Origin of the sequence: Paenibacillus sp. tmac-D7, from assembly GCF_006519665.1 — a bacterium.
Lineage (GTDB): Bacteria > Bacillota > Bacilli > Paenibacillales > NBRC-103111 > Paenibacillus_G > Paenibacillus_G validus.
The window spans coordinates 1-21,305 of the sequence record NZ_VIDW01000033.1; the positions used below are offsets into that span (position 1 = coordinate 1).

Consider the following 21,305-nt stretch of genomic DNA (forward strand, 5'->3'; position numbering starts at 1 on the left):
CATCGCCCGGCGTCAACGAGACGGCTGCGTCCGCGGCGGCCTCCCAAGCCGCGGCGGAAGCGGCTGCGGAAGGCCGTGAGGCTGTAACGGCCGTCGTGTACGCCGGGTCCTCCGCGAACGCGGAGGCGGAAGCCTTCCCCGCTGCGCTAGACAAGAAGACGGTATCCATGCCCGTGCTCAACTACCACAGCATCGGTCACGATCCGGGCAATTCGCTGGTGCTTGCTACGGACAAGTTCGCCGCTCAAATGTCGTATTTGGCCGAGCACGGATTTACGCCGCTCTCCTTAACCGAATTTATCCTGATCCTTGAGAAAAAGAAGCCGGCTCCCCCGAAGCCCGTGCTGCTGACGTTCGATGACGGTTACGAAGACAACTTCGAGCACGCGATGCCTGTGCTGCAGAAGCATCAATTTCCCGCAACGCTGTTCATGTCTCCCGGCGTCGCAGGTCAGGACGGTTACCTGAACTGGGAGCAGGTGAAGCAAATGCACGAGTCGGGCTGGGATATTCAGCCGCACGGCATGACGCACCCGCATCTGCCCAAGCTTTCTCCCGAGAAGCAGAAGGAGGAAATTACGGAAGCGCGCCAGCTCATTGAGGAGAAGCTCGGGACGAAGGCCGACGTCTTCTGTTACCCGTACGGCGAATTCAACAAGACTACGTTGTCCGTGCTGGAGGAAGCCGGGTTCCGTTACGCCTTTACAATCCGGCAAGGCTGGACCACTTCGGCGCAGCCGCCTTTGGAGCTGAAGCGTATTTATGTGAACGGCAAAGAGCGCTTGTCGGAATGGGTCCGCAGGTTGAGCAAGCCGTAGCGCCCGCTTGACGAAAGGCGAATCCAGGCACGCCCCTGATCATTTCCCTTGACAGCGGCTGCATCTAATACTATGATTAGTATCAAGTAAATACAATGTGACGGAGAATGTTGAGATCCACACTTTTTGGTATCCTTAGGCATAATAAGGATACGAATGGGTGTGGATTTTTGTGTTTCCGTCAACCATGTAAATCAAACGGCGAGGGAGTTTTAGCAGATGCCATCCAAATTTTCAGGGCTCGATCGTGACGCCTTATTAGACCAAATAAACGGTATGCATGTGGATTTATTAGTGATAGGCGGCGGAATTACAGGCAGCGGTATTGCCTTAGACGCCGCTAACCGGGGGATGAAGGTCGCATTGGTAGAGATGCAGGATTACGCCGCGGGAACATCCAGCCGCTCCACGAAGCTGGTTCATGGCGGACTGCGTTATTTGAAAAACTTCGAAGTCAAAATGGTGGCGGAAGTGGGCAAGGAACGGGCCGTCGTGTACGAGAACGGCCCGCACGTGACGAAGCCGGAGTGGATGCTGCTGCCGATCTACAAAGGCGGAACGTTCGGCACTTTTTCAACCTCGATCGGTTTAATGGTATATGATTACTTAGCCGCCGTGAAGCCGAACGAGCGGCGCAAGATGCTGAATGTCAGCGAGACGCTCCAAAGGGAGCCCTTGCTCCAGAAGAAAGGCTTGAAAGGCAGCGGCTATTATGTCGAGTATCGGACGGACGATGCCAGACTGACGATCGAAGTCCTTAAACGCGCGGTAGATTTTGGCGCTTTCGCTGTGAACTATGCGAAAGTCGAGCAGTTCTTGTATGAGGACGGCAAGGCAATCGGAGCCCAGGTTGTCGATCGGTTGTCGGGAAGAACGATACAGCTGTTTGCCAAAAAGATTGTAAACGCAACAGGGCCGTGGGTAGATACGGTGCGCGAGAAGGACAATTCCAAAAAAGGGAAGCAGCTGCGCTTGACGAAGGGCGTGCATATCGTCATTGATCAAAGCCGGTTTCCGTTGAAGCAGGCCATATACTTTGACACTCCCGATAAGCGGATGGTCTTTGCCATTCCCCGGAACGGCAAAACCTATGTGGGGACGACGGATACTTTTTATGAAGGGGATATCGCACATCCGAAGATGTCCACGGAAGATCGAAGCTATTTGATCAAGGCCATCAATGACATGTTCCCTGATGTGCGCATTCGTGAGCAAGACATAGAATCGAGCTGGGCCGGCTTAAGGCCTTTAATCTATGAGGAAGGCAAGGACCCTTCTGAAATTTCACGGAAAGATGAAATTTGGGAATCGGACTCCGGGCTGATCACGATCGCCGGCGGCAAGCTGACCGGCTACCGGAAGATGTCCGAGATGGTCGTCGACCTGGTTGCGGAGCACCTTCATCACGAATATCAGCTTACCTTTCAACCCTGCAGGACCAAAACGCTGCCTATCTCCGGCGGCGATGTAGGCGGATCTTCGAATTTTGCGCATTTTGTTGAAGAAAAGGCTACACTTGCGCTTCAATATGGGCTAAGCTTGGAGAGCGGCCGGAAATTGGCGCAGCTATACGGTTCTAATATCGATAAAATTTTGGAGATCGCAAAATCGGGAAATGGCAAGGCCGAGGCGGAGAAGTATGGTTTGCCTCTCGACCTGTATCTCAGCTTGATGTATGCCGTACAGGAGGAAATGTCGGTAAAACCGGTCGATTTCCTGATTCGGCGGTCAGGGGCCGTCCTGTTTCATATGGGTCTGGCCAAGGCATATAAGGACCAGGTCGTTCATTGCATGAAGATGATGTTCGGGTGGGACGAAGAGACCGCCGCAAGGTACGCGAGCGAATTGGAACAAGAGATGCAGGATGCGGTCACGCCTCGCGATGAGACCAAGCGGAACTACTCCAAAGCCATTTAAGCCGGAATGGATAAGGGACGATTGCGCCAGCCGGTGCGGAGAATTTCTTCTGGAGTCAGGTTCCCGGATGCAACGCCGTGCAAATGACGGGTGCTTTGACAGGAGCAAGACATAAGTAGGAGGTTTTTGTGTGGACAAGAAATATGTACTCGCCCTTGACCAAGGTACGACCAGCTCCCGGGCGATTCTCTTCGATAAAGCGGGAACGATCGTAGGCATGGCTCAAAAGGAGTTCACCCAGTTGTATCCGAAAGCCGGCTGGGTCGAGCACGATGCGATGGAAATTTGGGGAACGCAAAGCGGGGTAGCACGGGAAGTTCTGGAAACCGTCGGCATACGCCCGCAGGAGGTCGCATCGATCGGGATTACGAACCAGAGGGAAACGACGGTCGTCTGGGATAAACATAACGGAAAACCCGTATACAACGCAATCGTATGGCAGGACCGGAGAACGGCGGGGATTTGCGACGAGCTGAAGGAAAGAGGTCTGGAGCCTTACATTCGGGACAACACGGGACTTGTCGTCGATGCCTATTTCTCGGGCACCAAGATCAAATGGATCCTGGACAACGTCGAGGGAGCCAAGGAAAAAGCGCAGCGGGGCGATTTGTTATTCGGCACCGTGGATACATGGCTGATCTGGAAATTAACGCGGGGGCAGGTACATGCCACGGACTATTCCAACGCCGCCCGTACGATGCTGTATAATATCAAAGAGCTGTGCTGGGATGAAAAGCTGCTCAAGGAGCTTGGGATTCCATTCTCGATGCTGCCTGAAGTCAAACCGTCCGCGGGCCTCTATGGGGTCACCGATCCGCAAACATTCGGGGGCTCCGAAATTCCGATCGCCGGGGTTGCGGGCGATCAGCAGGCGGCGCTGTTCGGGCAAGCCTGCTTCGAATCGGGCATGGCCAAAAATACGTACGGCACAGGCTGCTTTATGCTGATGAATACGGGAAACCGGGCAGTTGCCTCCAAGTCCGGGCTGTTGACGACGATCGCATGGGGCATGGAAGGCAAAGTCGAGTATGCGCTGGAAGGAAGTATATTTATTGCCGGAGCAGCGCTGCAATGGCTTCGCGACGGGTTGAAAATGATCGATTCGGCGGCGGACTCCGAGTTTTACGCAGGCAAAGTCAAAGATACCGACGGCGTGTACGTTGTACCTGCTTTTGCCGGTTTAGGCGCACCCTACTGGGATATGTACGCGAGAGGCGCCATGTTCGGCTTAACGCGGGGAACCAAAAAGGAGCATATTATAAGAGCTACGCTGAACTCGCTGGCTTACCAGACGAAGGACGTCCTGAGCGCGATGGAAAGCGACTCCGGATTGAAGCTGCAGTCCCTGCGGGTGGACGGCGGAGCTACGGCGAACAATTTGCTGATGCAGTTCCAGGCAGACCTTCTGGGGGTGAACGTACAAAGGCCTCAGGTGACGGAAACGACGGCACTCGGAGCAGCGTATATGGCTGGGATCGCTGTCGGCTTCTGGGACAAAGGAGATATTGCGAAGCGTGCGAGCGGGGATGCGACGTTCGTGCCGAATATGGAGGAAGAAGTCCGCACGAAACTGTACAAAGGCTGGAAGAAAGCCGTGAAACGAACGATGGAATGGGAGAAGGACGAAGAGTGACACCATCCATACGTCAGGAAGATAAGCTGGACGTGGAGGACGCGTTATGATCAAAAATATGGTTATACCGGCCGTAAGAAATTTTAAAGAGCTGGAAATGGCGCTCGCTGCGCCGCAAGATGTGATTTTCCTGCTTGAAGGCGAGCTCATCCAGCTGCAAGGCATCGTCGAAAGCGTCAAAAGAGCGAAAAAGAAAATTTATCTCCATCTGGATATGGTCAAAGGCATCAAGGAAGATGAGGCATCCATTCATTTTCTGTCCAAAGTGATCAAGATCGATGGCGTGATCAGTACGAGAACCTCTTCCTTGATTCATGCGAAGAAATACGGGTTGAGCGCCATTCAGCGGGGCTTTCTGATCGATTCTCATTCCATAAGAACGATTATTCATGCTGCGGCGCAAGTGAAGCCGGACTATATTGAAATCCTCCCCAGCTTCTCTTATCCGAAGCTGGAAACCGTAAAGAAAGAAACGGGTGTGGATATTATTCTTGGCGGGTTCGTTGAGAAGAAAGAGGACGTAGCCACCTTATTCCAGGCCGGCGCGATTGCCGTATCCACCAGCAGGGCGGAGTTGTGGTAACCTCATAAGAGTTGAAAGTTTCGTGGAGCACCCTGACCTCGTATGGTCAGGGTGCTCTTGTTGATGTCAGGCCAAAGCTTTCTTGAACTCCTCGGTCAGGAGCGGCACGACCTCGAACAGGTCACCGACGATACCGTAATCGGCCACTTGGAAGATCGGTGCGTCGGGATCTTTGTTAATGGCAATGATGATGCGCGATTGGCTCATGCCGGCCAAATGCTGGATGGCGCCGCTGATGCCGCAGGCGATGTAAATTTCCGGGGTCACCACTTTGCCGGTTTGGCCGATCTGCAGCGCATAGTCGCAGTATCCCGCGTCGCATGCGCCGCGGGAAGCGCCAACGGCGGCGTTCAGCACTTCAGCCAGCTGCTCGAGCGGCTTGAAGCCGTCCTGGCTTTTGACGCCGCGGCCGCCGGAGACGACGATTTTCGCTTCGGTCAAATCGACCTTGCCCGAAGCTTTATGCACCACGTCCTTCACGACGGAGCGAAGATCGGCGGCAGGGACGTAAGCGGCCTGCACGATTTCGGCCTGCGAGCCGGGCACAGCTGCGGCGGCGGAGATGTTGTTGGGCCGGATCGTGACGACGAACGGTCCTTGCGTGAACCGCTTCTTCTCGAACGCCTTGCCTGCATACAGGGGCCGTGTGAACACCAGCCCGTAGCTGTCCTTCTCCAGGGCGATCACATCTGATATTTGTCCGGCGCCGAGCCGGGCGGCGACTTGCGGAGCCAAATCCCGGCCTGTCGAGGTATGCCCGAAGAAGACGGCGCACGGCTGAACGGCGTCGATCATCTCCGATAAAGCCGCGAAATACGTGTCCGGGTTGTAGTGCGCGAGCCCGGCGTGATCCGCGGTCACGACCTGATCGACGCCGTATCCGGACAGCTCCTGCGCGAATTCGGCTAGCTGATGGCCGATCAGGACGGCTTTGATGCGGTCGCCCTCGCCTTTGGCCAGAGCGGCGGCGTGAAGCGTTTCCAATGAGACTTGACGAAGCTTGCCGCCTCGTACTTCCGCGACGATCATATACGTTTGGCTCATAGGGTGAACCCTCCTTGGTATGCGTAATGTCGGGCGCTTCGATTAAAGCGCCTTCGCCTCCGTACGAAGCAGATGCACGAGTTGGGCGGCTTGCTGCTGCGGATCGCCGGACAGCAGCTGACCCGCCTGGCGCGCCGGCGGCAGCGAGAGCGACTCGCGCACCGTCCGGGGCGCGATGTCCGCCTCGCTCAAACCGAGATCGTCCAGAGTCAGCTGCCGGAACGGCTTCTTCTTTGCCTTCATGATGCCGGGCAGGGACGGATACCGCGGTTCGTTCAAGCCTTGCTGCGCGGTAAACAGGGCGGGGAGGGTCACTTCGAGCGTCTCGGTATCGCCCTCGGCGTCGCGCAGTACGGTGGCGCGCCCGTCTGCGATGTTCAGCTTCGTGATCGAGGACGTATGCGCGAGGTTCAGCAGCCGGGCGACGCGAACCGCGACTTGACCGGCGCCCGTATCGACCGAGAAGTTGCCGCCGAGTACGAGGTCTGCGGGCTGCTGCCCGAGATAAGCGGCCAGCGCCCTGGATACGGCATACTCGTCCCCGGAGAGCCGGTCGTCCGTGATGAGCACGGCTTCGTCCGCTCCCATCGCCAAGGCGGTCCGCAGCGCTTCGGCGGTCCGCTCCGGTCCTGCGGAGACGACCGTAATGACGCCGCCGTGCCGTTCCTTCTGGCGGATCGCTTCCTCCACTGCGTACTCGTCGTAAGGGTTGATGATAAACTTCGCGCCGTCCTCGGATACGGCGCCGTTCGCGATCACGATCTTTTCCTCCGTGTCAAACGTCTGCTTCATCAGCACATAAATGTTCATGTGTACTGCCCCTCCCCATACAATATAGAGAACCTATGCTTTCAAGCCTCTGATGAAAAAATCGACGGTTTTGTCGACCTGCGACGCGAGCGTATATTTGCGGCCGGAGATGAGCCAGGACGTGACGACCTCGTCCATGGCTCCGAACACCAGCAGCCGGGTCAGCTTCACATCCAGATCGGCACGGAACAAGCCGGCGTCGATGCCCTGCCGCAGCACCTTCTCAATGAGCTCGATGTACGTCTTCACGACTTCGCCGATCGCCTTGCGCAGCTCAATCGAACTTTGCCGGAGCTCGATTTGGGTCACGTAGGCCAGGTTGACGTTCGTCTCCAGCTGGGTGAAGTGAATTTCGCATATTTTGCGAAGCGCTTCATCCGCGGAATCGGTTTCCTGAATGCTGTCGTGAAACAGCTGTACGAGGTCTCCGAGCCGGTCCCGGAACAGCGAAATAAGGATGTCCTCCTTATTTTTGAAGTACAAATAAATCGTCCCGTCTGCGACCCCGGCTTCCTTGGCGATCCGCGATACTTGTGCGTTGTGGTACCCGTTCTCGGCAATCACTTTCAAGGCGGCGTCCAAAATAAAATGATATTTTTCTTTTTTCCTACTTGTCATTTCGGGCACCCCGATGTTAAGATTCAAATAACTGAATGAATACTCATTCATTATCCTAATCTTATGAGAAACGGTACTTATTGTCAACGTATTTCACTCATAAGATTTTTATGAAATCTGTTTGTAACCGCTTCCAAATCAGTTGAAAGGAAGGTCGGGCGAGATGATGTGGCAGATCGTGAACGCGCTGTTGTTTGTGGCCGTAACCGGATACGGCGTCCTTTTGTTCGGCAAAGCCGTGTACCGCCGTTATTTGTATATGAAGCTCGGGCAGCCTGCCGATTTCAGAAGGCAGGGCCGCGAGAAGCCCGGGGCGTTCATGGCCGAGATTTTCGGGCAAACCAAGCTGCTGAAAGACAGGAAAAGCGGCGTCATGCATCTCGTCATCTTCTACGGCTTCATCATCCTGCAATTCGGGGCTTTGGAACTGATCTTTAAGGGACTGACCGGGGGAAAGAATCTGCCGATCCCGGGCTACGACGCGTTCAGCCTGCTGCAGGAGGCGACTGTCTTCTCGATCCTGATCGCGATGGGGTATGCGGCGTTCCGCCGGTATGCCGAGAAGCTGCCCCGGTTGAAAAAGGGATGGAAGCCGAGCCTCGTCCTCTTCTTCATCCTCGGCCTGATGCTCTCGGTTCTGCTGTCGCTTGCGTTCGAACGCGTATGGCTCGGGCATCCGGCAAGCGCCTACGCTCCGATTTCGTCCGCGATCGCCGCATCGTTCGTCGGCTTGTCCGCCGGTGCGGCAAAGGCCGCCTTTTACGCCGGCTGGTGGCTTCACCTGCTCATTCTGCTCGCCTTTCTGGTCTATGTGCCGCAATCGAAGCACTTTCATATCATGACGGCCCCGGTCAACATCTGGTTCCGGCGCCAGGAGCAGGTCGGCCGCTTGAAGAAGCTGGATCTCGAGAACGAGGAGGCCGAATCGTTCGGCGTCGGCAGGATCGAAGATTTCACGCAGAAGCAGATGCTTGACTTCTATGCATGCGTCGAATGCGGACGCTGTACGAACGTATGCCCGGCGTCGAACACCGGCAAGACGCTGTCGCCGATGCATCTGATCGTGAAGCTGCGGGACCATCTCGTAGAGAAGGGCGCGGCCGTGACGTCCAAGTCACCCTGGGTGCCGGAATTCGCCTTTACCGGGCCAGCTGGCTCGTCCGCGGGCGCTCATATGATGACTGCGATGGACGATCAAGGCGTCGGCTGGAGAGCGGGTGACGACGTTGTAACCGATATTCGCCCTACACTGCAGTGGCAGCAGGCTTCGTGGAAGACGCAAACCGGGAAATCGGCGACGGAAGTGGAGCTGATCGGCGATGTGATGACGGAGGACGAAATTTGGTCCTGTACGACGTGCCGCAACTGCGAGGACCAATGCCCGGTCGGCAACGAGCATGTCGACAAGATCGTCGACCTGCGCAGGCACCTGGTCCTGATGCAGGGCAGCATGCCGCATGAAGGGCAGCGCGCGATGCAAAACATTGAACGCCAAGGCAATCCGTGGGGTCTCAGCCGCAGCGACCGGAGCAAATGGACCGGCGAAATCGAAGGGCTGGCGGTGCCGACGGTGAAGGAAAACCCGGCCTTCGACTATTTGTTCTTCGTCGGGTCGATGGGTTCGTACGACCTGCGCAGCCGTAAAGTTTCCCGCGCCTTCGTCCGGCTGCTGCATGAGGCTGGCGTCAGCTTCGCGATTCTCGGCAATGAAGAGAAAAACTCCGGCGACACGCCGCGCAGACTCGGCAACGAAATGTTGTTCCAGCAGCTGTGCGCTGAAAATATCGCAGCATTCGAGAAATACGGCGTCAAGAGAATCGTCACCGCCTGTCCGCATACGTTCAACACGCTCAAGCACGAGTATCCGGACTTCGGCCTGGAGGGCGTGGAGGTGCAGCATCATTCGGAGCTGCTCGACGAACTGGTCCGCACCGGCCGGCTGAAGCCGCAGCATGAGCTGAAGGAGCGCGTCACCTACCACGATTCGTGTTACCTTGGGCGCTACAACAACGTGTACGATCAGCCGCGCAGCGTACTGCGGGCGATTCCCGGGGTGGAGCTCGTCGAGATGGAGCGCACCCGCGAGAACGGGATGTGCTGCGGCGCCGGCGGCGGGATGATGTGGATGGAAGAGACGTCCGGCAAGCGTGTCAACGCGGCCCGGACGGAGCAGGCGCTTCGCACGAACCCGACGGTCATCAGCAGCGCGTGTCCGTACTGCTTAACGATGATGGAGGACGGGACGAAGATGAAGGAGATCGAATCCCGAGTGAAAGCCAGAGATATCGCGGAGCTGCTGGAGCAAGCCGTATTCGGCTCCGGAAATGCCCAAATTCCCACTACGCATTGAGACGGAGGTAGGTCCATGATGATGAGATCGATACGTAAAGCGGCGGTAATCGGGTCCGGTGTGATGGGTTCGGGCATTGCCGCCCACTTGGCGAACGCCGGTATTCCCTGCTTGCTGCTGGACATCGTGCCGAAGCAGCCGACGGATGAGGAGACGGCCAAAGGGCTTACGCTGGAGCACGCGGCCGTGCGCAGCCGGCTTGCCGCACAGGCGGTGGAGAAGCTTCGCAAGACGAAGCCTTCGCCGCTGTATGACGACGCGTTCGCAGACCGCATTACGCCGGGCAATCTGGACGATCATCTGGCGTTAATCGCCGATGTCGATTGGGTCATTGAGGTCGTCGTTGAAAATCTGGAGGTCAAGCAGCGGCTGTTGTCCCGGGTCGAAGCCCATTGGAAGCCCGGCACGGTTGTCAGCTCGAACACGTCGGGCATCTCGATCGAGGCCATGTCGGCGGATTGCAGCGAATCTTTCAGGCGGCATTTCCTCGGCACCCACTTTTTCAACCCGCCGCGGTATATGAAGCTGCTTGAACTGATTCCGGGCAAGCTCACGGAACCTGACATCGTCAGCGGGATGCGGGAATTTTGCGAAAAGCGCCTTGGCAAAGGCGTCGTACTGGCGAAGGATACGCCGAATTTCATCGCCAACCGGATCGGCACCTACGGGCTGCTCGTGACGCTGCAGGAAATGCTGGACAAAGGCTTCGCCGTCGAAGAGGTGGATGCCGTCACCGGGCCTGCGATGGGCCGGCCGAAAAGCGCCACCTTCCGCACGCTCGATCTGGTCGGAATCGATACGTTCGTGCATGTCGCGAACAACGTATACGAATCGACGCAGGACGAAGCGGAGAAAGCTGTATTTGCCGTCCCGGCGGCGCTGCGCGGCATGGTGGAGAAGGGATGGATCGGGGAGAAGTCGGGTCAAGGCTTTTATTTGAAGCAGAAGGGTCCGAACGGCAGTGAAATTCTCTCTTTGAACGTAGCTGCGATGGAATACGAGCCGCAGAAGAAGCCGTCCTCCGCTTCGCTCGAAGCGGCGAAGCTCGCTAAAGGCGCGAAGGAGAAGACGAAGGCGCTGATCGGCGCAGGCGATCGCTACTCAGAGCTGGCGTGGAACATTCTCAAGAAGGTGCTCGTGTTTTCGGCCGAGAAGCTCGGCGAAATTGCGGATACCGTCCGGGAAATCGACGAGGCGATGAAGTGGGGCTTCAATTGGGAGCTTGGGCCGTTTGAGACGTGGGATGCCATCGGATTGCCGAAGTCGGTGCAGCGCATGGAAGCGGAAGGAACGGCGGTGCCCGCTTGGGTGAAGGACTGGGTGGCGGCAGGCCACACGTCGTTTTACCGCAAGCAGGAAGGCGCGACGTTCTATGTGAGCCGGGGCGAATATAAGCAGCTGGAAACGCCTGCGGAAGAGATTTCGTTGAAGCGGCTGAAGGAGCATAACAAAGTCGTGAAGTCGAACAGCGGCGCAAGCCTGATCGATCTTGGCGACGGGGTGGCGTGCCTGGAGTTCCATTCGCCGAACAATGCGATCGGCGCGGATATTTTGGTGATGATCCAGCAGAGTTTGGAGGAGGTTCGACGCAATTACGACGGCCTCGTCATCGCCAATCAGGGACGGAACTTTTGCGTAGGCGCGAATATTATGATTCTGCTCATGGAAGCCCAGGACGAGGAATGGGACGAAATCGACGGTATCATCCGCCTGTTCCAGAACACGATGTATAAGGTGAAACGGTTCGAAAAGCCGGTCGTCGCGGCGCCGCACCGGATGACGCTCGGCGGCGGGGTCGAAGCCTGCATGCCGGCGGACCGGATCGTGGCTGCGGCCGAGACGTATTTCGGCCTCGTGGAGGCGGGCGTGGGCCTGATTCCGGCCGGCGGCGGCTGCAAGGAGCTGGCGCTGCGCACGAGCCAGCGTGTTACGCATCCCGATGCGGATATGCAGCCGTATATTAACCAGGCGTTCGAAACGATCGGCATGGCGAAAGTATCGACGAGCGGCCATGACGCGTTGAAGCTCGGCTTGTTCAAGCCGACCGACCGTATCGTCGTGAATCAGGAGCATCTGATTTACGAAGCGAAGCGGTCCGTGCTTGGCCTCGCGCGCGGCGGCTACGAGCCGATCCGGGAGGAGAAAATCCGCGTCGTCGGCGCAGAGGGCAAAGCCGTTCTCCAGCTCGGCGCTTACGGGATGAAGCAGGGAGGCTACATCAGTGATCACGACTTGAAGATTGCGAACAAGCTCGCTCACGTGCTTGCCGGCGGCGATGTGCCGGCCGGTTCGCTCGTCACGGAGCAATACATGCTCGATCTGGAGCGCGAAGCGTTCTTGAGCTTGTGCGGCGAGCCGAAGACGCAAGCCCGGATGCAGCACATGCTGGCCAAGGGCAAAGCGCTGCGGAACTGACTATTCGACAGAGGAGGGAAGGCGAATGAAAGAAGCGGTAATCGTATCGATCGCCCGAACCGCGATCGGCAAGGCGAAGAAAGGCAGCTTCGCCCAGACGCGCGCGGAAGATATGGGCAAGGCGGTGCTGCAAGCCGTCGTGGAGCGGACCCCCGGGCTGAAGAAGGAGGACGTCGAGGACATCATCATCGGCTGCGCCATGCCGGAAGGCGAGCAGGGGCTCAACTTCGCCCGCATCATGTCGCTGTACGCCGGGTTCCCGGCGACGGTGCCGGCGTTGACGGTCAACCGGTTTTGCTCGTCCGGCTTGCAGTCGATCGCGTTCGCGGCGGAGCGCATCATGGTAGGCGCTGCGGATGTGCTGATCGCCGGAGGCGTGGAGAGCATGAGCCACGTGCCGATGACCGGGTTCAAGGTGTCGCCGAACCCTAAGATCGTGGAGCAAATGCCGCAGGTGTACATCGGCATGGGCCATACGGCCGAGCATGTCGCCGACCGCTTCGGCGTGAGCCGCGAGGATCAGGACCGCTTCGCCGCCCGTTCTCATGCGAAGGCCGCGGCTGCGCTGCGCGAAGGCAAGTTTCGCGACGAGATCGTGCCTGTGCAGGTCAAGTTCCAACAGGTCGACGACGGCGGCAGGGTGAGAAGCCGGACGTTCGTCTTCGAGGAAGACGAAGGCGTCCGCGCCGATACGACGCTTGAGACGCTCGGCAAGCTGAAGCCGGCGTTCAAGCTCGGCGGCACGGTGACGGCGGGCAACGCGTCGCAGATGAGCGACGGCGCGGCTGCGGCAGTGCTCATGAGCCGGGAGCGCGCCGAGGCGCTCGGCTTGCAGCCGCTGGCGACGTTCCGCTCGTTCGCTCTCGCCGGCGTGGAGCCGGAGATTATGGGCGTCGGCCCGGTCGAAGCGATCCCGAAGGCGCTGAAGATGGCAGGCCTGACGTTTGCCGACGTCGACTTGTTCGAGATTAACGAGGCTTTCGCTTCGCAGTGCGTGCACATCATTCGCCAGCTGGAGCTTGACGAAGCGAAGGTCAATGTCAACGGCGGCGCGATCGCGCTCGGCCACCCCCTCGGGTGTACGGGCACGAAGCTGTCCGCCACGCTCATTCACGAGCTGCGCCGCCGTGGAGGCGGCATCGGCGTCGTCTCGATGTGTATCGGCGGCGGCATGGGCGCGGCCGGTGTGTTCGAAGTTCATGCGTAATCCAAATCGCGTACAAGGGAGAGAACCCGAGATGAGCAAAACGATCGGCGGCAGCTTTATCATCGACGATATCGACTTTAACCGAGTCGTAACCCCGGAAGATTTTACGGAAGAGCAGCGCATGATCGGTCAGACGACCGAGGACTTCGTCGCCGGCGAAGTGGTCCCGCACGAGGAAGAAGTGGAGAAGCTGAACTATGCGTTGTCCGTCAGCCTGCTGCGCAAAGCGGGCGAGCTCGGACTGCTCGGCGCCGATGTGCCGGAAGCGTACGGCGGGCTCAGTCTCGATAAGATCAGCTCGACGCTGATCAACGAGAAGCTGACGAAGGCGTCTTCCTTTGCGCTGACGCTCGGCGCGCACGTTGGCATCGGCACGCTGCCGATCGTGTATTTCGGCAACGAGGAGCAGAAGCGCCGCTATTTGCCGCCGCTCGCGTCCGGCGAGAAAATCGCCGCCTACTGCTTAACGGAGCCGTCCTCGGGCTCCGACGCGCTTGGCGCCAAAACGACGGCCGTCTTGTCGGAAGACGGAACGCATTACGTGCTGAACGGGACGAAGCAGTTTATTACGAACGCCGGATTTGCGGATGTCTTCATCGTGTACGCCAAGGTGAACGGCATCGATTTCAGCACATTTATCGTCGAGCGCACGATGGAAGGCGTGAGCATCGGTCCGGAAGAGAAGAAGATGGGCATTAAAGGGTCGTCCACATGCCCGCTCATTCTCGAGGACGTGCAGGTGCCGGCGGAAAACCTGCTGTGGGAGGTCGGCAAAGGCCATTTGATCGCCTTCAATATTTTGAACATCGGCCGCTTCAAGCTGGCGGCGGGCTGCCTCGGGGCATCCAAGGATGCGATCGAATACGCTTCCAAGTATGCGAATGGGCGTTCCCAGTTCGGGCGCAAAATTTCATCCTTTCCGTTGATCGGCGCCAAGCTGGCGGATATGAACATCCGCACCTTCGTCTTGGAGAGCATGGTGTACCGGACGGCCGGTTTGTTCGATGAAGGACTCGCCGAAGTCGGTCACGGCAGCGAGAATGCCGGCTATCAATCGGCGAAAGCAATCGCGGAATATGCGCTCGAGTGCTCGATCAACAAAGTGTTCGGCTCGGAAACGCTCGATTTCGTCGCCGATGAGGGCGTGCAAATTCACGGCGGGTACGGCTTTATTCAGGAGTACCGGATTGAACGCATCTATCGGGACTCCCGGATCAACCGGATTTTCGAAGGCACGAACGAGATCAACCGTCTGCTCATCCCGGGCACGCTGATCAAACGCGCGATGAAAGGCGAGCTGCCTTTGATGCAGAAGGCGATGGCGCTGCAATCCGACCTGCTGTTCCTCGTCCCGGGGCAGCTGTTCGAAGGCGCGCTGGAGCAGGAGACGCATCTGCTGGCGATGGCCAAAAAGGTGTTCCTTATGGCCGGCGCCGGAGCTGTTCAGAAGTATCAAATGAAGCTGGAGCAAGAACAGGAAATACTAAGCGGTTTGGCCGACATCATGATCGAAGTCTTCGCCATGGAAAGCGCGCTGCTGCGCGCGAAGAAGCTGATGGCCCGCTCGGGGGAAGCGAAGTCCCGGCTTGCTGTGGAGATGACAACCGTGTTCGTCCACGAATCGTTCGATCGTATCGAAGCGCGGGCGAAACAATCGCTCGCGGCTATGGAGTCCGGCGATATGCTGCGTACCCAGTTGTCCGTGCTGAAGAAGCTGGCGCGCCGAACGGCGGTAGACAGCATCGCACTGAAACGTTCCATCGGTTCTCGCGTGATCGAAGCCGAGAAATATGTGCTCTGATCCCGACATCATGAGTCATGGGGTGGTCGACTTGTCCAGCAAACCATGGTTAAGCCATTATCCTGCCGAAGTGCCAGCGACCTACGAATACCCGAAGCAAAATTTAGCGCATTTTTTGGTGCAAAGCGCATCCGATTATCCGGATCGGGACGCCCTGCATTTTCTAGGAAAAAAGATGACCTACCGTCAGCTTCTGGATGCCGCCTATCGGTTTGCCGGCGCGCTGTCCGGGCTTGGCGTCCGCAAGGGGGATCGGGTGGCTGTGATGCTGCCCAATTGCCCGCAGGCGATGATTGCGTATTACGGAACGCTGATGATCGGCGGTATCGTCGTCATGACGAATCCGCTCTATATGCCGCGTGAGCTGGAACATCAGTTGAACGATGCCGGAGCGGCGATGATCGTCACGCTTGATCTGCTGTTCGAACGCGTCATGAAGGTCGTCCCTCAGACCGGAATTAAACAGGTGATCGTCACCTCGATCAAAGATTACCTGCCTTTTCCGAAAAACTGGCTGTACCCCTTGAAGGCCAAAAAAGACGGCCTGAAACGCGAGGTTGCGTATGGCGGCGGCGTTGTATCGTGGGTGGACCTGCTGCGTCGCGCCACGCCCGAACCCGGCGGCGTTCCGGTCGATTCGGAGAACGATTTGGCGCTGATTCAATATACCGGAGGCACGACCGGAATTGCGAAGGGCGTCATGCTGACCCATTACAATTTGATCGCGAATGCCATTCAGTGTAAGCTCTGGGCGTATCGAACGGAGGTCGCCAAGGAAAAGTATATGACGGCGCTGCCGTTCTTCCACGTGTTCGGCATGACGGTGCTCATGAATCAATCCGCCTATGTCGCGGGTTGTCTCGTGCTGATGCCGCGCTATGACGTGAATCAAGTGCTTGCGGCGATCCACAAGCTGAAGCCGACGATTTTCCCGGGTGCGCCGACGATGTACATTTCGCTGATCCATCATCCGAAAGTGAAGGAGTACGATCTGTCGTCAATCAAATTTTGCATCAGCGGGGCGGCCTCGCTGCCTCATGAGGTGCAGGTGGAGTTCGAGAGGATGACGAACGGCAAGCTGATTGAAGGGTACGGGCTGACCGAGGCGTCGCCCGTCACCCATGCGAACAATATTTGGGAGAAGCGCAAGCTGGGCTCGATCGGAATTCCGTTTCCGGACACAGACAGCCGGGTCGTCGATCTGGAAACCGGGGAAGAGCTGCCGGTCGGGGAAATCGGCGAGCTCGTCGTTCGCGGACCGCAAGTGATGAAGGGCTACTGGAACAAACCGGACGAAACGGAGAAGGTATTGAAGGACGGCTGGCTGTACACCGGTGATTTGGGGCGGATGGACGAGGACGGTTATTTTTATATTTTGGATCGGCGCAAAGATTTGATTATTGCAGGCGGTTACAACATTTATCCGCGTGAAGTGGAGGAAGTGCTGTTCGAGCACCCGGATGTCGAGGAGGCGGTTGTCGCCGGCGTCATCGATCCGTACCGCGGCGAAACGGTCAAGGCGTATATCGTGCTGAAGCCGGATGGGGAGGCGGGGGCGGAAGAGCTGAAAGCGTGGTGCAAGGAAAGGCTTGCGGCTTACAAGGTGCCGAAGCAGTTCGAGTTTCGCGATAGCTTGCCGAAGACGATCGTCGGGAAGGTGCTGCGCCGCAAATTGATCGAGGAGGAAGCGGAAAAGCTGAAACAAGACCTTTAGGAAGGCGGGCGTTCGCGGATTTGCCCGTATTTTGGCTGGAGACGGGAGGAGACGGCCATGGATCCGTCATCTGATATACAGTGGCTGGAAGAGTCGTCCCGGGGCACCTTCTGGGATCACCTCGGAGCGAAGCTGGAATCGTTATCGCCGGAAGGCGTCGTCGTTACGCTGGACATTCAGCCGCATCATCTCAATTTGATCGGGATTCTGCATGGCGGTGTGCACGCGACCTTGATCGACTCCGCGATGGGGCTCGCGGCGATGGCGAGGAAGCCCGGGGAGAGCGTCGTGACGACCAACCTGCATCTCCATTACATGGCGCCGGTGAACCTCGGTACGCTGCGGGTGACTGCCGAAGTCGTGCACAGCTCGCGCAAAATGGTGACGACGCAAGCCCGCGCGTATAACGAAAGCGGTGACCTGTGCGCATTGGGCACGGGCACGTTTCGCATTAGGGGAGGCACGAAGTAGGAGGGGGCAGCAGCCTTCGGCGTTATTTCGTTCAGGCGCGGGTGGGGGAGGGGGCGTTAAAGCCGGTGCTTTATTAACACGTTCGTCTATGCTACCCTAATACCTACGAGGAAGAGAATGAACGGACTAGGGATGTGGGAGCGGATGAAGCGGGTTCTTGTCACCGGTTATAAAGCGTCGGAGCTCGGCATTTTTTCGCTGAAGCATCCGGGCATCGGCATTATCAAGAAGGCGATCCGGAAGCAGCTGGTCGCCCTGCTGGACGATGGGCTGGAATGGGTCATCGTCAGCGGACAATGGGGCGTCGAGCTGTGGGCGGCCGAGGCGGCGGTCGAGCTGAAGTCCGAGTATCCGGGCCTTCGTTTGGCCGTCATTACGCCGTTTCTGGAGCAGGACGAGAAGTGGAGCGAAGAGAAGCGCGGTCTGTACAGCGGCGTACTGCAGCGGGCCGATTACGTCAACAGCGTGACGAAAACGAAATATGAGGGCGGGTGGCAATTTAAAGAGAGCAACAAATTTCTGCTCCGCAATACCGACGGGATGGTCATCCTCTATGACGAGGAGAAGGAGGGCTCGCCGAAATTTATGAAGGAGCTGGCCGCCCGGCAAGCGCTCGTGCGGCCTTATCCGATCGTCAGCATTACGGAATACGATCTGCAAAGCATCGTCGAGGAAGAGCGGTTGGACGATTGGGACGACGGCGCTTTGGCGTATTCCCGGGAGTACGGGGACTCTGGCTCCGATGACGAAGGCATTTCATGAACGCGCCGGTTCAGCCCGAAGCAGCGGGCGTCCGGAGCGCTGAAGGCGGGCGTATGGCCAGAAGCGGGCCAACGTGCCGCCTGCGGCTGCCGAGGCGCAAGCTTGCTGCCGCAAAAGCGTCCCGCTGCAAGCCATGCGAATGGCCCTGTCCATCCACTAGTCCCTCCTGCGAACGCGTTTGCCGCTCCAGGCAGCCCGACCCTTGCGGACGGGCTTTTTTTTTACTCTGCGTACCCAGTGGCACGCATCTTCTAACCGGTGAAAGTCCGGTCACGGGAGGGGCCAAGCCCCCGTGTAGCTTTCTGCCCTTTACTCTAGTGCCGGCAACCGGCAGCCCTTCTACAACCGCTCGGCGGCTTATCGCCTGAGCGGTTTTTGCATCCTCACCACCCCTGCCTCTAAAGAAAAGTCCATGCTGAAAAAAAGAAAAATCCATTTCAGTACCGGTAGATTCATGCAACAATATGGAACGATAATGATTATCATTTTCGAGGGAATGACACATGAGAATAAGATACCTGCTCCCAACGCTTATCGTTTTATCGTTCTGTTCCGTCTTCATCGGGGTCAAAGACATTTCGCCGCTTGATCTGTTCCGCTTAACGGAGGCGCAAGCGCAAGTGCTTGCGATCAGCCGGATTCCGCGGTTGATCAGCCTCATCATCGCCGGGGTAAGCATGAGCATTATCGGTCTCATTATGCAGCAGCTTAGCCGTAATAAATTCGTCTCGCCGACGACGGCCGGCACGGAAGATTCCGCAAGGCTCGGCATTCTGGTCGCCATGCTCCTGTTTGCCTCGGCCAGTCCGATTGTGAAGATGCTCGTCGCGTTCGTGTTCGCGCTGGCCGGCACTTTGATTTTCATGAAAATATTGGACAAAGTGAAATACAAGGATGCGATCTTCATTCCGCTCGTCGGGCTCATGTTCGGCAGCATCGTCGGTTCGCTCACCACCTTCTTCGCCTACAAGTACGATCTGATTCAGAGCATGAACGCTTGGCTGCACGGCGATTTCTCGATGGTGATGAAAGGACGCTATGAGCTGTTGTACATCAGCATCCCGCTTGTCATCGTCGCTTACCTGTTCGCGGACCGGTTCACGGTGGCCGGCATGGGCGAAGAGTTTTCCGTCAATCTGGGGCTGAATTACAAGCAGGTCGTCAATATCGGCTTGGTGCTTGTTGCGCTGGTTACTTCCGTCGTCATTCTAACCGTAGGCATGATTCCATTCCTCGGCCTGATTATCCCGAACATCGTGACGATGTTTCAAGGCGATCATCTGCGCAAAAGCTTGTTCTCGACGGCGCTGCTCGGCGCGGTGTTCGTCATGTTCTGCGACGTGCTCGGCCGCATTCTCATTTATCCGTTCGAAATTCCGATCGGCCTGACAGTCGGCGTTATCGGCAGCGGCATTTTTCTTTATTTACTTCTGAGAAGAAAGGCGCATGAACAACATGAAGGCTAAGCTAGGGATTCTCGCTGCGTTGTCCGTCGCGCTGATCGTGACGTTCATGGTCATCCAGTCCGGCGGCAACTGGGACTACGTGCTGCCCAAACGCGGCGTCAAAATCGCAGCCATCGTACTGACCGGGGGTTCGATCGCTCTCTCGACGATGGTGTTCCAGACGATTACGAACAACCGCATCCTGACGCCGAGCATCCTGGGCCTCGATTCGCTGTACTTGCTGATGCAAACGTTCGTCGTGTTTGCGTTCGGCGCATCCACCTTGACGATGATGAGCAAGCATTCGCATTTTCTGCTGTCGATCGGGCTGATGGTGCTGTTCTCCGGCGTGCTGTATAAGCTGGTGTTGAAGCGGGAAGGGCGAAACATTTACTTTTTGCTGCTGATCGGCATTATTTTCGGCACGCTGTTTACGAGCTTCACCTCCTTCATGCAAGTGCTGATCGACCCGAACGAGTTCATGATCGTGCAGGACCGCATGTTCGCCAGCTTTAACCGGATGAACACGGACTTGCTGTGGCTGGCGATCCTTCTGCTGGCGCTCACGACTGCTTATTTTACGAAATTCGCCAAATATTTGGATGTGCTGTCGCTCGGACGCGACCATGCGGTTAACCTGGGGATCGATTACGATCATGTGGTCAAAAGGCTGCTGATCGTCGTAGCCATTCTCGTCTCCGTCTCGACCGCGCTTGTCGGACCGACTACCTTCCTCGGCCTGCTTGTTGCGAACGTCGCGCATGAGTTTCTCCGCACGTACCGCCATCGGTATTTGATTCTAGGCTCCACGCTGATCAGCATCATCGCTTTGGTAGGCGGCCAGCTGCTGGTGGAGAGAGTATTCACGTTCTCTACCACGATCAGCGTCATGATTAACCTGGTCGGCGGCATTTACTTTATCTATCTTCTATTAAAGGAGAATAAAAAGTGGTAGAAGTCAAGAAGGTTTCGAAACGGTACGGAAACAAAGCCGTCGTTGATAACGTATCCGTCAAGATCGCCAAAGGAAAAATCACTTCGTTCATCGGTCCGAACGGCGCCGGCAAGAGCACCCTGCTCTCCATGGTGAGCCGTCTCCTTACGAAGGACAGCGGCGAGGTCTATATCGACGGCCGGGAAATCGGGCAGTGGCGAACCGGCGATTTGGCGAAAAAAATTTCGATTCTGAAGCAAACAAACCATATCAGCCTCCGTTTAACCGTACGGGAGCTGGTTAGCTTCGGCCGCTTTCCTTACTCGCAGGGCAAGCTGACGAAAGAAGACAATCGTCATGTCGACGAGGCGATCGCTTACATGGATCTAGCGGACATGCAGAACAAATATCTCGATCAATTGAGCGGCGGTCAGCGGCAGCGGGCCCACATCGCGATGGTGCTGGCGCAGAACACCGAGTACATCCTGCTCGACGAGCCTCTGAACAATCTCGATATGAAGCATTCCGTACAAATTATGAAGGTGCTGCGGCGTATGGTGGAGGAGCTGGGCAAGACGATCGTGCTGGTCATTCATGACATCAATTTCGCCTCCTGTTACTCGGACTATATCGTAGCGCTGAAGGACGGCCGCGTCGTGAAGGAAGGGCCGACCGAAGAGATCATCGACACCGCGGTACTGAAGCATGTGTATGAGATGGACATCCCGATCGAGCAGATCGATGGGCAGCGTATATGCGTTTATTTCGCTTAAATAATAAAAT

The 21,305-nt window shown here is 57.2% G+C and carries 18 protein-coding genes; 14 read left to right on the forward strand and 4 right to left on the reverse strand.

Translation table 11 applies throughout. The features are described 5' to 3' along the window. From FKP33_RS19575 to FKP33_RS19590, 4 genes are all read left to right on the forward strand, one after another. A partial coding sequence (locus FKP33_RS19575; RefSeq protein ID WP_306439371.1) for a polysaccharide deacetylase family protein occupies positions 1-818 on the forward strand: 818 nt, incomplete at its 5' end. 219 nt (positions 819-1,037) lie between these two features. Then, positions 1,038-2,735 (forward strand): glycerol-3-phosphate dehydrogenase/oxidase, encoded by a 1,698-nt coding sequence (locus FKP33_RS19580; protein ID WP_141336125.1) that lies wholly within the window; start codon positions 1,038-1,040, stop codon positions 2,733-2,735. A gap of 130 nt (positions 2,736-2,865) precedes the next feature. After that, a complete protein-coding gene (glpK, locus tag FKP33_RS19585) occupies positions 2,866-4,368 on the forward strand; it encodes a glycerol kinase GlpK (protein ID WP_141336126.1) in 1,503 nt (500 codons plus the stop codon). Positions 4,369-4,414: 46 nt separating this feature from the next. Then, the gene (locus FKP33_RS19590; protein WP_054798448.1) at positions 4,415-4,951 is read left to right on the forward strand and encodes a glycerol-3-phosphate responsive antiterminator; all 537 of its coding nucleotides are present in this window, start codon (positions 4,415-4,417) and stop codon (positions 4,949-4,951) included. A 66-nt stretch (positions 4,952-5,017) separates the two neighbouring features. Here the strand turns inward: FKP33_RS19590 and FKP33_RS19595 are convergent, their stop codons facing one another. Genes FKP33_RS19595 through FKP33_RS19605 form a run of 3 tightly spaced genes read right to left on the reverse strand, consistent with a single transcriptional unit; the run spans position 5,018 to position 7,423 of the window. Further along, positions 5,018-5,995 carry an electron transfer flavoprotein subunit alpha/FixB family protein gene (locus tag FKP33_RS19595; RefSeq protein ID WP_141336127.1) on the reverse strand — a complete coding sequence of 326 codons (978 nt, stop codon included), beginning with the start codon at positions 5,993-5,995 and terminating at the stop codon, positions 5,018-5,020. Between the two features lie 42 nt (positions 5,996-6,037). Continuing rightward, positions 6,038-6,805, reverse strand: a complete 768-nt coding sequence (locus FKP33_RS19600) for an electron transfer flavoprotein subunit beta/FixA family protein (protein ID WP_141336128.1) — start codon at positions 6,803-6,805, stop codon at positions 6,038-6,040. Positions 6,806-6,838: 33 nt separating this feature from the next. Beyond that, positions 6,839-7,423 (reverse strand): fatty acid metabolism transcriptional regulator FadR, encoded by a 585-nt coding sequence (locus tag FKP33_RS19605; RefSeq protein ID WP_054798451.1) that lies wholly within the window; start codon positions 7,421-7,423, stop codon positions 6,839-6,841. A gap of 163 nt (positions 7,424-7,586) precedes the next feature. Here FKP33_RS19605 and FKP33_RS19610 point away from each other — a divergent pair, with 163 nt between their 5' ends. From FKP33_RS19610 to FKP33_RS19640, 7 genes are all read left to right on the forward strand, one after another. Beyond that, a complete protein-coding gene (locus FKP33_RS19610; RefSeq protein WP_181410218.1) occupies positions 7,587-9,773 on the forward strand; it encodes a (Fe-S)-binding protein in 2,187 nt (728 codons plus the stop codon). A gap of 18 nt (positions 9,774-9,791) precedes the next feature. Continuing rightward, positions 9,792-12,188 (forward strand): 3-hydroxyacyl-CoA dehydrogenase/enoyl-CoA hydratase family protein, encoded by a 2,397-nt coding sequence (locus FKP33_RS19615; RefSeq protein WP_141336154.1) that lies wholly within the window; start codon positions 9,792-9,794, stop codon positions 12,186-12,188. Positions 12,189-12,213: 25 nt separating this feature from the next. Further along, complete coding sequence (locus tag FKP33_RS19620; RefSeq protein ID WP_127607426.1) at positions 12,214-13,395, forward strand: acetyl-CoA C-acyltransferase; 1,182 nt, start codon at positions 12,214-12,216, stop codon at positions 13,393-13,395. Between the two features lie 31 nt (positions 13,396-13,426). Then, a complete protein-coding gene (locus FKP33_RS19625; RefSeq protein ID WP_141336129.1) occupies positions 13,427-15,196 on the forward strand; it encodes an acyl-CoA dehydrogenase family protein in 1,770 nt (589 codons plus the stop codon). A 31-nt stretch (positions 15,197-15,227) separates the two neighbouring features. Further along, positions 15,228-16,910: a long-chain-fatty-acid--CoA ligase gene (locus FKP33_RS19630; RefSeq protein WP_373423925.1), complete on the forward strand. Its 1,683-nt coding sequence runs from the start codon at positions 15,228-15,230 to the stop codon at positions 16,908-16,910. A gap of 57 nt (positions 16,911-16,967) precedes the next feature. Next, entirely contained in the window at positions 16,968-17,381 is a 414-nt protein-coding gene (locus FKP33_RS19635) for a PaaI family thioesterase (protein ID WP_141336131.1), read from the forward strand. Positions 17,382-17,525: 144 nt separating this feature from the next. Further along, positions 17,526-18,143, forward strand: coding sequence for an SLOG family protein (locus FKP33_RS19640; protein WP_141336155.1), 618 nt, complete (start codon positions 17,526-17,528; stop codon positions 18,141-18,143). Here FKP33_RS19640 and FKP33_RS27255 read toward each other — a convergent pair. After that, positions 18,138-18,296 (reverse strand): hypothetical protein, encoded by a 159-nt coding sequence (locus FKP33_RS27255; RefSeq protein ID WP_181410219.1) that lies wholly within the window; start codon positions 18,294-18,296, stop codon positions 18,138-18,140. The two genes, FKP33_RS19640 and FKP33_RS27255, sit on opposite strands and share 6 nt — an antisense overlap. Before the next feature lie 350 nt (positions 18,297-18,646). Between FKP33_RS27255 and FKP33_RS19645 the strand changes: the two genes are divergently transcribed. Genes FKP33_RS19645 through FKP33_RS19655 form a run of 3 tightly spaced genes read left to right on the forward strand, consistent with a single transcriptional unit; the run spans position 18,647 to position 21,295 of the window. Beyond that, positions 18,647-19,609, forward strand: a complete 963-nt coding sequence (locus FKP33_RS19645; protein WP_127607035.1) for an ABC transporter permease — start codon at positions 18,647-18,649, stop codon at positions 19,607-19,609. Continuing rightward, complete coding sequence (locus FKP33_RS19650; protein ID WP_306439372.1) at positions 19,599-20,543, forward strand: iron chelate uptake ABC transporter family permease subunit; 945 nt, start codon at positions 19,599-19,601, stop codon at positions 20,541-20,543. Before FKP33_RS19645 ends, FKP33_RS19650 begins: the two co-directional genes overlap by 11 nt. Beyond that, on the forward strand, positions 20,537-21,295 hold the full coding sequence (locus tag FKP33_RS19655) for an iron ABC transporter ATP-binding protein (protein WP_141336133.1): 759 nt from the start codon (positions 20,537-20,539) through the stop codon (positions 21,293-21,295). Before FKP33_RS19650 ends, FKP33_RS19655 begins: the two co-directional genes overlap by 7 nt. Positions 21,296-21,305 lie beyond the last annotated feature (10 nt).